This is a genomic window from Kribbella sp. NBC_00889 (assembly GCF_045207705.1).
Lineage (GTDB): Bacteria > Actinomycetota > Actinomycetes > Propionibacteriales > Kribbellaceae > Kribbella.
In genome coordinates, this window is record NZ_CP108783.1 from 2,876,887 (window position 1) to 2,891,440 (window position 14,554).

At 67.9% G+C, this 14,554-nt stretch carries 12 protein-coding genes; 9 read left to right on the top strand and 3 right to left on the bottom strand.

The genetic code is table 11. The features are described from left to right. Positions 1 to 17 precede the first annotated feature (17 nt). Positions 18 to 863, bottom strand: coding sequence for a polysaccharide deacetylase family protein (locus tag OG817_RS13970; protein ID WP_406054785.1), 846 nt, complete (start codon positions 861 to 863; stop codon positions 18 to 20). Between the two features lie 58 nt (positions 864 to 921). Here OG817_RS13970 and OG817_RS13975 point away from each other — a divergent pair, with 58 nt between their 5' ends. Beyond that, complete coding sequence (locus OG817_RS13975; RefSeq protein ID WP_406054787.1) at positions 922 to 1,284, top strand: MerR family transcriptional regulator; 363 nt, start codon at positions 922 to 924, stop codon at positions 1,282 to 1,284. 26 nt (positions 1,285 to 1,310) lie between these two features. Here the strand turns inward: OG817_RS13975 and OG817_RS13980 are convergent, their stop codons facing one another. Next, positions 1,311 to 2,159 carry a PAC2 family protein gene (locus tag OG817_RS13980; RefSeq protein ID WP_396390713.1) on the bottom strand — a complete coding sequence of 283 codons (849 nt, stop codon included), beginning with the start codon at positions 2,157 to 2,159 and terminating at the stop codon, positions 1,311 to 1,313. Between the two features lie 121 nt (positions 2,160 to 2,280). Here OG817_RS13980 and OG817_RS13985 point away from each other — a divergent pair, with 121 nt between their 5' ends. From OG817_RS13985 to OG817_RS14015, 7 genes are all read left to right on the top strand, one after another. Next, on the top strand, positions 2,281 to 3,033 hold the full coding sequence (locus OG817_RS13985; protein WP_406054790.1) for an HAD family hydrolase: 753 nt from the start codon (positions 2,281 to 2,283) through the stop codon (positions 3,031 to 3,033). A 63-nt stretch (positions 3,034 to 3,096) separates the two neighbouring features. Next, the gene (locus OG817_RS13990; RefSeq protein WP_406054792.1) at positions 3,097 to 4,668 is read left to right on the top strand and encodes an ABC transporter substrate-binding protein; all 1,572 of its coding nucleotides are present in this window, start codon (positions 3,097 to 3,099) and stop codon (positions 4,666 to 4,668) included. 243 nt (positions 4,669 to 4,911) lie between these two features. After that, a complete protein-coding gene (locus OG817_RS13995; RefSeq protein WP_396390711.1) occupies positions 4,912 to 5,904 on the top strand; it encodes an ABC transporter permease in 993 nt (330 codons plus the stop codon). A 66-nt stretch (positions 5,905 to 5,970) separates the two neighbouring features. Beyond that, positions 5,971 to 7,743, top strand: coding sequence for an ABC transporter substrate-binding protein (locus OG817_RS14000; RefSeq protein ID WP_396390709.1), 1,773 nt, complete (start codon positions 5,971 to 5,973; stop codon positions 7,741 to 7,743). A gap of 102 nt (positions 7,744 to 7,845) precedes the next feature. Further along, entirely contained in the window at positions 7,846 to 8,859 is a 1,014-nt protein-coding gene (locus OG817_RS14005; RefSeq protein ID WP_396390708.1) for an ABC transporter permease, read from the top strand. A 62-nt stretch (positions 8,860 to 8,921) separates the two neighbouring features. Beyond that, positions 8,922 to 9,950 carry an ABC transporter ATP-binding protein gene (locus OG817_RS14010; RefSeq protein WP_396390773.1) on the top strand — a complete coding sequence of 343 codons (1,029 nt, stop codon included), beginning with the start codon at positions 8,922 to 8,924 and terminating at the stop codon, positions 9,948 to 9,950. Between the two features lie 68 nt (positions 9,951 to 10,018). Beyond that, entirely contained in the window at positions 10,019 to 11,038 is a 1,020-nt protein-coding gene (locus tag OG817_RS14015) for an ABC transporter ATP-binding protein (RefSeq protein ID WP_396390772.1), read from the top strand. Between the two features lie 24 nt (positions 11,039 to 11,062). Here OG817_RS14015 and OG817_RS14020 read toward each other — a convergent pair whose 3' ends face one another. Next, a complete protein-coding gene (locus OG817_RS14020) occupies positions 11,063 to 13,465 on the bottom strand; it encodes a tetratricopeptide repeat protein (protein ID WP_406054795.1) in 2,403 nt (800 codons plus the stop codon). A gap of 230 nt (positions 13,466 to 13,695) precedes the next feature. On the opposite strand from OG817_RS14020, the gene OG817_RS14025 reads away from it, so the two are divergent. Continuing rightward, entirely contained in the window at positions 13,696 to 14,532 is an 837-nt protein-coding gene (locus OG817_RS14025; protein WP_406054797.1) for an MIP/aquaporin family protein, read from the top strand. Positions 14,533 to 14,554 lie beyond the last annotated feature (22 nt).

Here is a 14,554-nt window from a genome sequence, read left to right on the forward strand (position 1 = left end):
TAACCCGCTCCCCGTGATCAGGCTGTCACATAGTGTGCCGCGATCTCGTCACTCGTGGTCAGCCAGACGTCGCTCTGCGAGGCAATGTACTCGAGCGCGAGGTCGAGGTACTTCGCCAGGAACGGCTGACCGATCACGAACGGGTGCAGCGCGAGCGCCATCACCCGGCCGGTGTGCTCGGAGTCGGCCCGGAGTACGTCGTACTGGTCCTTGACCATCTGGAGGAACTCGGGCCCGGACGTACCGCGGAGGAACAGGCCGAGATCGTTCAGCCCGAGGGTGTACGGGACGCTGAGCATGCCGGGGACGTTCAGCCGGTAGGGCTGGTCGTCGTTGGTCCAGTCGAGCACGTACTGCAGGCCGAGTTCGGCGAGTAGTTCGGGCGTCTTGAACGTCTGGGTGAGAGCGGGGCCCATCCAGCCCTTCGGCCGGTTCCCGGTGGCGTTCTCGATCGTCTCGACGATCTCGGTCAGGACCTTGCGCTCCTCGTCCGACTCCAGGCCCGTGTGCAGGATCGAGTTCGTGCTGCCGTGGGCGAGCCACGCCCAGTCGCGCTCGACCCCGGCCGTGACGATCTGCGGGTTGTGCTCGGCAACCATCGAGTTGAGCAGCGTGCTGGCCCGGAGGCCGTGCTTGTCCAAGATGTCGATGACGCGCCAGATGCCGACCCGGGCGCCGTAGTCGCGCCAGCCGTAGTTGAGCGGGTCCGGGACCACGTCGAGTGGCCAGATGCTGGTGGACGGCCGGTCGACGAGGAAGTGCTCGACGTTCAGGCCGACGTAGAAGGCGACCTTCTTGCCGCCCGGCCAGGTGAGCTTGGGGCGTTCGGTGATGGGGCTGTAGTCGAAGAGTTCGAGTGTCATACCGGCACGGTAGAATCTGACATCAGTGTCAAGTTCAAGTCCCGCGGAAGGATCGGCGATGCGGATCGGTGAGCTGGCCCGGCGGACCGGGGTGAGCGAGCGGTCGCTGCGGTACTACGAGCAGCAGGGACTGCTGGTGTCGGAGCGGACTCCCGGCGGACAGCGCGAGTACGCCGAGCGCGCCGTCGACCGGGTGATCCTGATCCAGGAGCTGTTCGCGGCCGGCCTGCACAGCAAGAAGATCGCTGAGCTGCTCCCGTGCATGCGCGACCCGGACGGCGGCCCGAACGAACGAGCCACCCCGCAACTCGTCACCGACCTGACCGCCGAGCGCGACCGCATCGACCGCATGATCGCCGACCTGGCCACGTCCCGCGCGGTCCTGGACGACGTCATCACCACGGCCGCCCAGGAGCTGTAGGCCGTGTCTGGCAATCCCGACACGACCTAATCGCTTGGGTGGTTCTTGTTCCGCCGTCGTAGGTAGCGCTCGAACTCGGCGGCGATCGCGTCGCCGGTGGCCTCGGGCAGATCCGCGGTGTCGCGCTGCTCCTCGAGCGAGTGCACGTACTCCGCGACCTCCGGGTCTTCCTCGCTGAGTTCGTCGGCGCCGCGCTGCCAGGCGCGGGCCAGCTCGGGCAGATCGCCTTCCGGGATCTGCAGGTCCAGCAGTGCCTCGATCTTGGTCAGCAGCGCGAGGGATGCCTTCGGGCACGGCGTACTGGCGATGTAGTGGGGGATCGCGGACCAGATCGACACCGACGGCGCGCCGAGCGTGCTGCACACGTCGGCGAAGACGCCGGTGATCCCGGTCGGGCCCTCGTACGTCGACGGCTCGAGGCTCCACGAAGCAGACAGCTCGGGGTCGGACGAGGTCGCCGAGACCGGGATCGGCCGGGTGTGCGGGGAGTCCGCGAGCAGTGCACCGAGCACCACCACGAGCTGGGCGTTCGACTCGTCGACGACCTCGAGCAGCTCCTGGCAGAAGCCGCGCCAGCGCATGTTCGGCTCGATGCCGCGGATCAGCAGCACGTCGCGGTCGGTGTCCTCGGGCCGGGCGACGTACACCCGGGTGGTCGGCCAGGTCAGCTGCCGCCCGCCGTCCTCGTCGAAGCCGACCATCGGGCGGTTCACCTGGAAGTCGTAGTAGTCCTCGGGGTCGATCGCGGTGACGAGCTCCGCGTCCCACTCGTCGATCAGGTGGTCGACCGCGCCGGTGGCCGCCTCGGCCGCGTCGTTCCAGCCCTCGAACGCGGCGATCACGACCGGGTCCCTCAGGTTCGCGAGGTCAACCACTCGCAGGCCCCCTGTCGTCTGTGTGCCATCCGGCGGGGTCGCCGGAATCCGGACTGCCAGCCTACGTGGTCGCGCCGACGGGCGTGCCGGGTTTCACGCCCAGCGGAACGTGTCGCCGTCCGTGAGCCGGACCCGGCGGCGGCCGGTCCGGGTGGACAAAGGAAAATGGTTCCGCGAACCGATCGCGCCAGGCCTCACGAAGGAGCTGCACTTGCACCCGGAACAATCCCTCCAAGCGGTGCTCTGGGACATGGACGGGACCTTGGTCGACTCCGAGAAGACCTGGGCCGAGGTGCAGATCCGGTTCCTCGCCGAGCTCGGGGTGACCTGGACCGAGCAGGACTGCCTGACCCTCATCGGCAGTGACCTGCGGGACGCCGTCGAGGTCTGGATGGCGCGGGTCCCGGCCGGTGTGATCACCGCCGACGAGCTGGCCGAGCAGATGTTCGGCCGGGTGGTGGACGAGCTCCGCAAGGAGGTCAGCTTCCAGCCGGGCGCGGTCGAGCTGCTCCAGGCACTGCGCAAGGAGGACATCCCGTGCGCGCTGGTGTCGGCGTCGTACCGGGTGATGATCGACGCGGTGCTCGGCCATCTGCCGCCCGACCCGTTCGACGTGATCGTGGCCGGTGACGAGGTGACGCACGGCAAGCCGCATCCGGAGCCGTACCTGACCGCGGCCCGCAAGCTGGGCGTCGACCCGGCCCGGTGCGTGGTGATCGAGGACTCGAACACGGGCACCGAGTCCGGTACGGCGGCCGGCGCGTACGTGGTCGCCGTTCCGCAGTGGGTGACGATTCCGGACGCGCCGCGACGGCTGGTGGCGCGTTCGCTCGAGCCGCTCACACCGGAGGCCCTGCGCGACCTGCTCCGTTGACGGGTTACCGTCACTTGGTGCCCTCGGGGGCGTTGTTCGGGTAGCGGGCTGGGGAAGGGTGAGATGTTGACCGAGTGGTGGCGCCGGGGTGCGGTGACGGCCGCGGTGGGTGTGCTGAGCGTGTCGTTGGTGGCGTGTGGTGAGCCGGACGACAACGCGCCGCATCCGGGTGAGCCGACGCCGAAGGCGATGGTGCTCCGGCTCGCGACTACGGACCAGGTCACTTCGCTGGACCCGGCCGGTCCGTACGGCGTGGGTTCGCGGACCGTCCAGGCGAACCTGTACCAGACGCTGCTCACGATCATGCCGGGCAAACCGACTCCGGTTCCGGACGCAGCCGACTGCCAGTTCGACTCGCCGACGACGTACACCTGCAGCCTGAAGGAAGGGCTGAAGTTCCCGAACGGGCACAAACTGACCTCGTCGGACGTGAAGTTCAGCTTCGAGCGGATGCTGAAGCTGAAGACCCCGAACGGCCCGGCCCCGCTGTTCTCGTCGCTGACCTCGGTCAGTACGCCGGACGACCTCACCGCGGTGTTCCACCTGAAGACCCCGGATGCGCGGCTGCCGTACCTGCTGACCACGACGGCCGGGTCGATCGTGGACGAGGAGTACTACCCGGCGAACAAGCTGCTCGACACCAAGGCGATGGGCAGCGGCCCGTACCAGCTGACGGCGTACCGGCCGGGGGAGCGGATCATGCTGGCCCGCTTCGACGGGTACCGCGGCCCGCGCGGACCGCAGAACGATGGCGCCGAGATCACGTTCGTGAAGGACTCGACCGCGCTGTACCAGGCGATGACGACGGGCAAGACGGACCTTGCGTTCCATGGGTTCGGGCCGAACCTGCTGGACAAGCTGCGGACGTCGGACCGGGTCCAGCTGGTCGAGTCCGACTCCGCGGCGATCCAGTTCTATTCCTTCCAGATGAAGTCGCTGACGTCGCGCAAGCTCGCAGTACGCCGTGCCTTCGCGCAGCTGCTCGACCGGCAGACGCTGGTGAAGAAGGTGTACGGCGACCACGTCTCGCCGCTGTTCTCACTGGTGCCGCCCGGGTTCGGCGGGCAGGTGGACGCGTTCAAGACGGAGTACAAGCAGCCGAACAAGGTCGCCGCAGCCGCGATCCTCAAGGAGGCCGGCATCACCGTACCGGTGGCGCTGACAGTGGGGTGGACACCGCTGCAGTACGGCACGACCGCGAAGGCGGAGGTGCTCGAGCTGAAGCGCCAGCTCGACGCGTCCGGGCTGTTCCGGGTGACGTTGCGGAACGCGGACTGGCCGGAGTACCAGACGCTGGCCCGCGCGGGTGCGTACGACCTCTACTACGGGAGCTGGATCCCGGAGTCCCCGGATGCCGACGACTACCTCGCGCCGTTCGTCCGGACCGGTGGCGTGTTCCAGAACGGCTACCGGTCCTCGGCGGCGGCCAAGCTGCTGCAGCAGGAGACGACGGAGCAGAACGGGCTGGAACGCGACGACCTGATCGGTCAGCTACAGGGAGTGCTGGCCCAGGAGGTTCCGGCGGTCCCGGCGTGGCAGGGCCGGTTCACGGTGGCGGCCGGCAAGGACATCGAGAATGTGCCCGCGGCGCTCAATTCGCTGTCGTTCCTGTACCTGTCCGGTCTCCGCAAGTAATCACCGCCGCGTGACACAAAGATGCCATGACAGTAACGGTTCGCAAGGCTCCGGCGACCGTGGGTACGGCGCCGTGGTTTACTGCGGAATGTCCACGATACGGGACGATTTCCTGACGGTCACGATCGGGCAACGCAGCACTTTCCGCGTTTGACTCCAGCCTGTAATGGCGGCAGGTTAAGGCGGCAGCCATACCGGATTCGTCCCGGTTCCATCGAACATCGAGGCAGGGGAACCCATCGCGTGAGCACGCCACTCGAGGTCGAGCCGGGAGCATCGGCAGCGCAGCCTGAGGCCATCCTCAAGGGCGCCGGCAAGATCGAGGGTCGCTCTCTGTGGCAGATCTCCTGGATGCGGCTGAAGCGCGACAAGGTCGCGCTCGCCGGCGGCGCCTTCGTGGTCTTCCTGGTCCTGGTCGCGATCTTCGCCCCGCTGTTGTGCAAGCTCCTCGGCGTCACCCCGAACGACTTCCACCAGGATCTGGTCGACCCGTCACTGCAGACCCCGATCGGCAAGTGGGGTGGGATCAGCGCGGACCACCCGCTCGGGATCGAGCCGGTGAACGGCCGCGACATCTTCGCCCGGATCGTCTACGGCGCCCGGATCTCATTGCTGATCGCGTTCCTGGCCACGATGGTGTCGGTCGTGATCGGCGTCGTGGTGGGCGTCGTCGCGGGGTACTTCGGCGGCTGGATCGACTCGCTGCTCAGCCGGATCATGGACATCTTCCTCGCCTTCCCGCTGTTGCTGTTCGCGCTCGCGCTGGTCGGTGCCCTCCCGGACAAGCTGCTCGGCATCCAGGGTGACGCGCTGCGGGTGGCGCTGGTCGTCTTCATCATCGGCTTCTTCAGTTGGCCCTACATCGGCCGGATCATCCGCGGGCAGACACTGTCGCTGCGGGAGCGGGAGTTCGTCGACGCCGCCCGGAGCCTCGGTGCCCGGCGTCCGTACATCCTGTTCACCGAGCTGCTGCCGAACCTGATCGCCCCGATCCTGGTGTACGCGACGCTGCTGATCCCGACGAACGTGCTCTTCGAGGCCGGCCTGTCGTACCTGGGTGTCGGCATCCGCCCGCCGACGGCCAGCTGGGGCGACATGCTGTCGATCGCCGCGAACTGGTACCAGGTCGACCCGATGTACATGGTCCCGCCCGGCCTGGCGATCTTCCTGACGGTGCTGGCCTTCAACCTGTTCGGCGACGGATTGCGCGACGCGCTGGACCCGCGGTCGCGATAGGACTTCTCTCCAACCAGGGAGCCCACGGATGTCACAGCTCTCACGAAAAAAGGGGTGCAACAAGAGATGAGATGGAATCGCATCAGGACGGCAACCGCCGTCAGTGCGGCCGTCGCCTTGAGCCTGGTGGCTTGCGGGGGACCCAAGGCGACGCCCGGAGGAGGGACCAGCAGCGAAGGCGCCGCTACCCCGGAGGCCAACGCGGCTGTGAACAAGGTGTTCAGCCCGAGCGACAAGAAGGGCGGCACGCTGCGGATGGCGATCACCGAGCTGTGGGACTCCACAGACCCCGGTGACACCTACTACGGCCTGTCCTGGAACCTGGTTCGGAACTACGTCCGGCCGCTGATGACGTTCAAGGCCGCTCCGGGCGCCGAGGGCGCCAAGCCGGTCCCGGACCTCGCCGAGGCTCCCGGTGTGCCGAGCGACGACGCCAAGACGTGGACCTACAAGATCCGCAAGGGCGTGAAGTTCGAGGACGGCACCGAGGTCACCTCGAAGGACGTGAAGTACGGGGTCGCGCGCTCACTGGACAAGGCGACGCTGCCGAGCGGCCCGACGTACTTCAACGACTTCCTGCTGGACGTCCCGGCGAACTACAGCGTCTACAAGGACAAGTCGCTGGCCGGTGTGGCCAAGGCGATCGAGACGCCGGACGACCAGACCATCGTCTTCCACCTGAAGAAGCCGTTCGCCGGCTTCGACTACTTCGCCCAGCTCCCGTCGACGGCTCCGGTGCCGCAGGCCAAGGACACCGGCGCGAAGTACAAGGAACACCCGATCGCGACCGGCCCGTACAAGTTCGAGAGCTACGACGCGAACAAGGGCATGGCACTGATCCGCAACGATCAGTACGACGCCTCGACCGACCCGGACTCCGGGCGTAAGGCGCTGCCGGACAAGATCACGGTCGCGTTCAACGTGAACGGCACCGACATCGACAACCGGCTGATCGCCGGTGACCTCGACGTCGACATCGCCGGCACCGGTGTTCAGGCCGAGACCCAGGCGAAGGTGCTGGCCGACCCGAAGCTGAAGGCGCACACCGACAACGTGCCGGCGCCGCGACTCAACTTCACCGTGCTGAACAGCGACGTCCCGCCGCTGGACAACCTGCACTGCCGCAAGGCGGTCCTGTACGCCGCCGACCACGAGGGCTACCAGCGTGCGTACGGTGGTCCGATCGGTGGTGACATCGCGACGAACCTGATGCCGCCGCTCGTGACCGGTGCGCAGAAGTTCGACGACTACGGCTTCTTGACCGACAAGAACGGCAACGTCGACAAGGCGAAGGACGAGCTGAAGCAGTGCGGTCAGCCGAACGGCTTCGCCACCAACATCACCTACCGGGCCGACCGGCCCAAGGAGAAGGCTGTCGCCGAGACGCTGCAGCAGTCGCTGAAGCGGGCCGGCATCACCCTGAGCACCAAGCCCTACCCGACCGGTGACTACACCAAGCTGTACGCGGGCAAGCCGGACTTCGCGAAGAACAACAAGCTCGGCCTGATCGTCTACAGCTGGGGTGCGGACTGGAGCGACGGCTTCGGCTTCCTGAGCCAGATCGTCGACAGCCGGGTGATCAAGCCGACCGGTGGTAACTCCAACCTCGGGATCAAGATCCCCGAGGTCGACCAGCTGATCGACAAGGCGCTGTCCACCACCGACGAGGCGGCGCGCAACCAGATCTGGGTTGACGTCGACAAGAAGGTCATGGAGCAGGCGGCGGCGCTGCCGGGAATCTGGGCCAAGGGCCTGCTGTACCGCCCGGACACCCTGGCCAACGTGTTCTCCAACGACGGTCAGAGCATGTACGACTACGCCGCGATCGGTCTGAAGTAGTCGTCGGTTGCCCTGACCAACCATCATTTCGCCAGCAGAGGTAGGTGAAGGCTGACGGTGGCCGGTGATCAGCGATGATCACCGGTCACCACGCCGAGCACGGTGTTCGCATATCTGGTCCGCCGGGTGATCGGAGCAGTGATCCTGCTCTTCATCGTCACGGCCGTCACGTTCGGGATCTTCTTCCTGGTACCCAAGCTCGGCGGTGCGACCGCCGACGACCTGGCCTCGCGCTACGTCGGCAAGAGCGCGGGTGAGGCACAGATCCACGACACGGCGGTGCGACTCGGCTTCACCGACCCTCTCTATGTCCAGTACGGGCGCTTCGTGAAGGGCCTGATGGTCGGATCGGACTACGACTACGGCGCGGGGATCGAGCACTGCCCGGCACCGTGCTTCGGCTACTCGTTCCTGACCTCGCAACCGGTCTGGCCGGACCTGGTCGCGCGAATACCGGTGACCGCCTCGCTGGCGGGCGGTGCCGCGTTCATCTGGCTGGTCACCGGTGTCGGTACCGGCGTGATCTCGGCACTCAGACGCGGGTCTGCCTTGGACCGATCATTCATGTCGGTGGCGCTGGCCGGTGTCTCGCTGCCGATCTTCTTCACCGGTCTGCTGGCGTTGTCGATCTTCAGTTACGGCCTCGGCTGGACCGCCCAGGGCGGCACCAACCCGATGGACGAAACCAATCCGATCTGGTGGGCCTACGACCTGATCCTTCCCTGGGTCACGCTGGCCTTCCTCTACGCCGCGGCGTACGCACGCCTCACCCGGGCCGGCATGCTCGAGACGATGAACGAGGACTACGTCCGCACCGCCCGGGCCAAGGGCCTGACCGAACGCACGGTGGTGATGAGGCACGGCCTGCGCTCGGCGCTGACCCCGATCCTGACCATCTTCGGTCTCGACCTGGGTCTGCTGATGGGCGGCGCGATCCTCACCGAGACGACGTTCTCGCTGCCCGGGATCGGCCAGTACGCCGTGATCGCGCTGCGGGCGAACGACCTGCCCAAGGTGCTCGGCGTGACTCTGGTCGCCGCCTTCTTCATCGTGCTGGCGAACCTGATCGTCGATCTCCTGTACGCCGTCGTCGACCCGAGAGTGCGGATCTCGTGACCGAGCCCCAAGACGTGACCGAGCCCCAGGACCAGACTCCGCCGCAGGACACCGTCCAGCGGATTCCCCGCGGCGAGGCGTTCCTCGACGTCCGCGATCTCAGGGTGCAGTTCCCGACCGACGACGGTCTGGTGAAGTCGGTGGACGGGATCTCGTTCAAGCTCGAGCGGGGCAAGACGCTCGGCATCGTGGGGGAGTCCGGCTCCGGCAAGAGCGTGACCAGCCTGTCGATCATGGGCCTGCACCCGCCGGGTGTGGCCGAGATCAGCGGCGAGATCTTCCTCGACGGCCAGGACCTGGTCTCGTCGAGCCGCGAAGAGGTCCGGCTGCTGCGCGGCAAGCGGATGGCGATGATCTTCCAGGACCCGCTGTCGGCGATGCACCCGTTCTACACCGTCGGGCAGCAGATCATCGAGGCGTACCGGGTGCACAACGAGGTGAGCAAGTCGGTCGCGCGCAAGCACGCGATCGAGATGCTCGACCGGGTCGGCATCCCGCAGCCGGACCGACGGGTGGACGCCTATCCGCACCAGTTCTCCGGTGGCATGCGGCAGCGCGCGATGATCGCGATGGCGCTGTCCTGCGACCCGGACCTGCTGATCGCGGACGAGCCGACCACGGCCCTCGACGTCACCGTCCAGGCGCAGATCCTGGACCTGATCCGGGACCTGCAGCGCGAGTTCAACTCCGCGGTCATCATCATCACCCACGACCTCGGCGTGGTTGCCGAGCTGGCCGACGACATCCAGGTGATGTACGCCGGCCGCGCGGTCGAGTACAGCACCGCGGAGGACATCTTCGACCGGCCGCAGCACCCGTACACCTGGGGTCTGCTCGGCTCGATGCCGCGGATCGACCGGGAGCGCAGTGAACGGCTGATCCCGATCAAGGGCACGCCGCCCAGCCTGATCCATGTGCCGACCGGGTGCGCGTTCAATCCACGCTGCAACTACGCCCACCTGAACGGCGGCGCCAGTGAGACCGACCGGCCCGAGCTGCTCGACGTCGGCGACGGCCACATGGTTGCCTGCCATCTCTCCCCGAAGAACCGCCAGCAGGCGTGGGAGACCGACATCAAGCCGAAGCTGTGAACGGGACGACGACTGTGACGACTGCTGACACCGAATCCGACGCCGTCCCGGGCGTGATCGAACCGGCGATGGGCGAGGAGCTCCTGTCGGTCGACAGCCTGGTGAAGCACTTCCCGATCCGCAAGGGCGTGCTGCAGCGCCAGACCGGCGCCGTCCAGGCGGTCGACGGGCTGACCTTCAGCGTCACTCGCGGCGAGACGTTCTCGCTGGTGGGGGAGTCCGGCTGCGGTAAGACCACAACCGGCCGGCTGCTGACCCGCCTGCTGGAGCCGACGTCCGGCCGGATCGTGCTCGAGGGCCGCGACATCAGCCACCTCCGCGAGGGCCAGATGCGGCCGCTGCGGCGCGACGTACAGATGATCTTCCAGGACCCGTACGGCTCGCTGAACCCGCGGCACACGGTCGGCAAGATCGTCGGCGCGCCGTACCGGCTGCAGCACGTCAAGACCGAGCACGGCGTGAAGAAGGCGGTCCAGGAGTTGCTCGAACTGGTCGGTCTGAGCCCGGAGCACTACAACCGCTACCCGCACGAGTTCTCCGGCGGTCAGCGGCAGCGCATCGGTATCGCCCGCACCCTGGCGTTGCGTCCGAAGCTGATCGTCGCCGACGAGCCGGTCTCCGCGCTGGACGTGTCGATCCAGGCCCAGGTCGTGAACCTGCTGGAGGACCTGCAGAACGAGTTCGACCTGACGTACGTGATGATCGCCCACGACCTGTCCGTCGTACGGCACGTGTCGGACCGCGTCGCGGTGATGTACCTGGGCAAGATCGTCGAGATCGCCGACCGGGTCAGCCTGTACGAGAAGCCGATGCACCCGTACACGGTCGCGTTGCTCTCGGCGGTCCCGGTGCCGGACACCAAGCGGAAGGCCAAGCAGGAGCGCATCCGCCTGCAGGGTGACGTGCCGAGCCCGATCAACCCGCCACCCGCGTGCCGCTTCCACACCCGGTGCTGGAAGGCCCAGGAGATCTGCAAGACGGAGGAGCCGCCGCTGCTGCAGCTGGCTCCCGGTCACCAGACCGCCTGCCACTTCCCGGAGAACCAGCCCGCCAAGCAGGTCGAGCCTCCGGTCACTGACGCGAGTTGACTGCTCAGCGCCTGACGGTCGGCGTCAGGCGCTGAGTCCTTTCCTGGCCGCGGCGAGCAGATCCTCGGTCTGCTCGGCCAGCGCGCTGTCGTGCTCGCGATAGAAGCCGAGTGCGAACTCCAGGTTCGGTACGGCGTCGTCGTGCTCACCGATGTCGTTCAGCACCCGGCCGAGCTCCAGCCGGGTCTGCGCCTCGCGCCGGAGGTCACCCACGTCCAAGGCGATCTCGAGGGCGTGTTCGGTCTGCTCGATCGCCGACTCGAAGTCGCCGAGCCGGGCATGGACCAGGCCGAGGACGTAGTGCGCGTCGCTGACGTTCTTGCGGTGGCCGAGCGCTTCGAGCTCAGCCGTCGCCTGGACGATCTCGGGTACGGCGGACTCGGGCCGGCCCGACTTCGCCCGCGCCCAGGCCCGGTCGATCCTGCCGTTGGCGGCGCCTCCCTTGTCGCCGACCGCGGCGAACAGTTGCATCGCGGCGGTGCTGGCAGCCTCGGCCGCGGTCCAGTCGCCGAGCTCGGTGTAGACCTCGGTCAACGTGAGGTTGGTTGCCGCCAGCCCCCGTTGGTTGTCCAGCTGCTGGTTGACGGCCAGCGCGTGCTCGACGAGTGGCAAGGCCTCGCGGTAGCGATGCATCCGGATCAGCAGCCGCGCCTTGTTGTTCGTCGCGAGTGACACCCCGCGGAGATTGCCGATCGACTCGAAGAGGTCGCGGGCGAGACCGAAGCGCACCGCCGACTCGTCGTACCGTGCCAGCTCGGCCAGGGCGATGGCAGCGTCGGCGTGGAGCTGGGCCAGGGTCCAGCGGTCGAGCTGCCCGGCGGCGACCCGGTCGATCGCCGGCAGCCAGTCGGACATGCTGCCGCGCATCGCGAAGTAGTTGTAGAGGCCGACGATGAGGCCGGCCGCGAGTTCGTCGCGGCCACCGAGGTCGCGGACCTGGTCGATCAGGGCCAGGCAGTTGCGGAGCTCGTCGTCGATCCACGCCAGCGCCTGCTCCGAGCGGTCGAACGCCGGAGAGGCCGGCGCCGGTGGACGGCCGGGCCAGGCCATCCGGGCGGCGTTCGGATCGCCGATGCTGGTCGCCCGCCAGGCGACGGCGACGTAGAACGCGAGGCTACGGTCGAGCGCGGCGGCCTGCTCGTCCTCGGGGAGCCGGGCGGCGAGCTCGCGGCCGAAGGCGCGGACGAGGTCGTGGAACTGGTAGCGACCGGGCGCACGGGACTCGAGCAGGTGCAGGTCAGTCAGGCGTTCCAGCCAGCGGTCGGCGTCGGCCGGCCGCGTGTCGATGAGGGCCGCTGCCGTCTCCGGGGTGAAGTCTTCGGCGTCGCTGAGGCTGAGCAACGTGAGGGCTTGTGCGGCGCTGTGGTCGAGTGGGTCGGAGCTGCGGGTCAACTGCTCGATCGACAGCGAGAGGCTCGCCCGGACGTCGAGGTCGTCGACGCCGAGGAGGTCGAGCCGGCGGGACTCGTCGTCCAGTCGCTGCGCCAACTCGGTGCCGGAAGCGGACGGATGCCGGACGAGCCACGCGCCGGCCACCGAGAGCGCGAGGGGGAGGTGCCCACACAGCTCCGCGACGCGAGCCGCGGCCGAGGCGAGCCGGTCTGCTCCGGCGATGGTCTCGAGCAGACGGAGTGACTCATCCACCGGCATCGGTTCAAGCTGCAGGTGCAGGCTCGCAGGCAGGGCCGTCAGCGTGGCGCGACTGGTGATGAGTACGGCGGACCCGCTCGCGGCCGGGATGAGGTCGGCGACCTGACCGACGTCCTGCGCGTTGTCGAGGACCAGCAGCACGCGGCGGTCGGCCAACCGGCTTCGAAGGGCCGCGACGGCCTCGGCGAGACTGCCCGGCACGGCATCCGGCGGTACGCCGGTTCCGCGCAGGAGCTGACCGATCGCGTGCAGCGGGCTGACCGGCGTGCCGGCGCCGAAGCCGCGCAGGTTTACCAGCAGGGTGCCGTCGGGGTACAGGTCAGCGCTCGCGTGGGCGGCGTGGATCGCCAGTGCGGTCTTTCCGACGCCTGCCATGCCGCGGATCGTGGCGACGATGGGTGAGCCGGGCTGTGCCGGAGTTCCGCTGAGAAGCTCGGTCAGCTGGTCGACCTGCTGCGTGCGGCCGGCGAACCCCGCGTTCGCGGACGGCAACTGGCGAGCCACGACCCAGGCCGGACCTGCGGGCTTGGCTTGGGTGGCTGTCGGGCCGGCAGCGCCGCGTGAGGCCAGCCGCTTGAACGCCGCGAGCTCCTCCGGGGTGAGCTGGAGCGCCTTGTCCAGCTTGTCGATCGTGGTCGGGTGCGGGAACCGGCGGACGCCGCGTTCCAGCAGACCGATGGCCTGCGCGCTGAGACCTGCCAGCTCCGCCAGACTCTCCTGGGTCAGACCCCTGGCCCGGCGTGCGTCCCGCAGCCGCGCCGCGAACGTGTCCTCCACCCTGCCCCTTTCGTCGCCCAGATTCTGGCAGGCCACCGCTCAGCGGGCCGGACGGCCCCGTTTGGGTGCTCGCTCGACCAGTTTGTGCGTACGCGCGATCACTGAGTGTCGCAGCCGCGTGGTGGGCTTGCGGCGTTCGACAATGTCGAACGACCGGCGTTGTGCCGCCCCGCTAACGCTTCTACATTCCAGCCAGCCGTGGTCGTCACGGCGTGGAGGGGAGGTTCGGCATGGCTACGACGGAAACAGTCAAGGCAAGAACCCTTCTGGCTGAATGCTCGGCGGAGTTCGCGGGGACATTCATCCTGATCCTGTTCGGCGTGGGTGTGGTGGCCCAAGTGGTCGCCGGTGGTATCGGGGATCACGACTCGATCTCGTGGGCGTGGGGTATCGGCGTGACCATGGGCGTGTACGTGTCGGCCCGGATCAGCGGTGCCCACATCAACCCCGCGGTCACGATCGCCCTCGCGGCGTTCCGCGGGTTCGCCTGGCGGAAAGTGCTGCCGTACATCGGCGCACAGTTCCTCGGTGCGTTCGCGGCGGCGCTGGTGGTCCGCTGGAACTACGACAAGGTCCTGGAGAAGTTCGACCCCGGCCTGACCATCAAGAGTCAGGGCGTGTTCTCGACCCTGCCTGGCAACGGCAGCACGGAGCTCGGTGTCGGCATGTGGGGTGGATTCCTGGACCAGATCATCGGTACGGCGATCCTGATGCTGGTCATCCTGGCCATCGTCGACCTCCGCAACACCGCGCCGATGGCGAACCTCGGCCCGTTCATGATCGGTCTTCTGGTCGTCGGCATCGGCATGGCCTGGGGCACGCTGGCTGGCTACGCGATCAACCCGGCCCGTGACTTCGGTCCGCGGTTGGCGTCCTACCTGACCGGGTACGGGGGAGCGTTCAAGGACCAGTTCGGCGATCCCTATTTCTGGGTCCCGATCGTGGGACCGATCATCGGCGCGCTCATCGGCGCGTTCCTCTACGACCTGCTGGTCGGCCGGCATCTGCCGGTGAGCGACGCGGACGAGGAGCCGGGCCGCGTGCCCGACGAGGAGACCACGGCGTGACGCGCCGTACCACTGAGCAGTG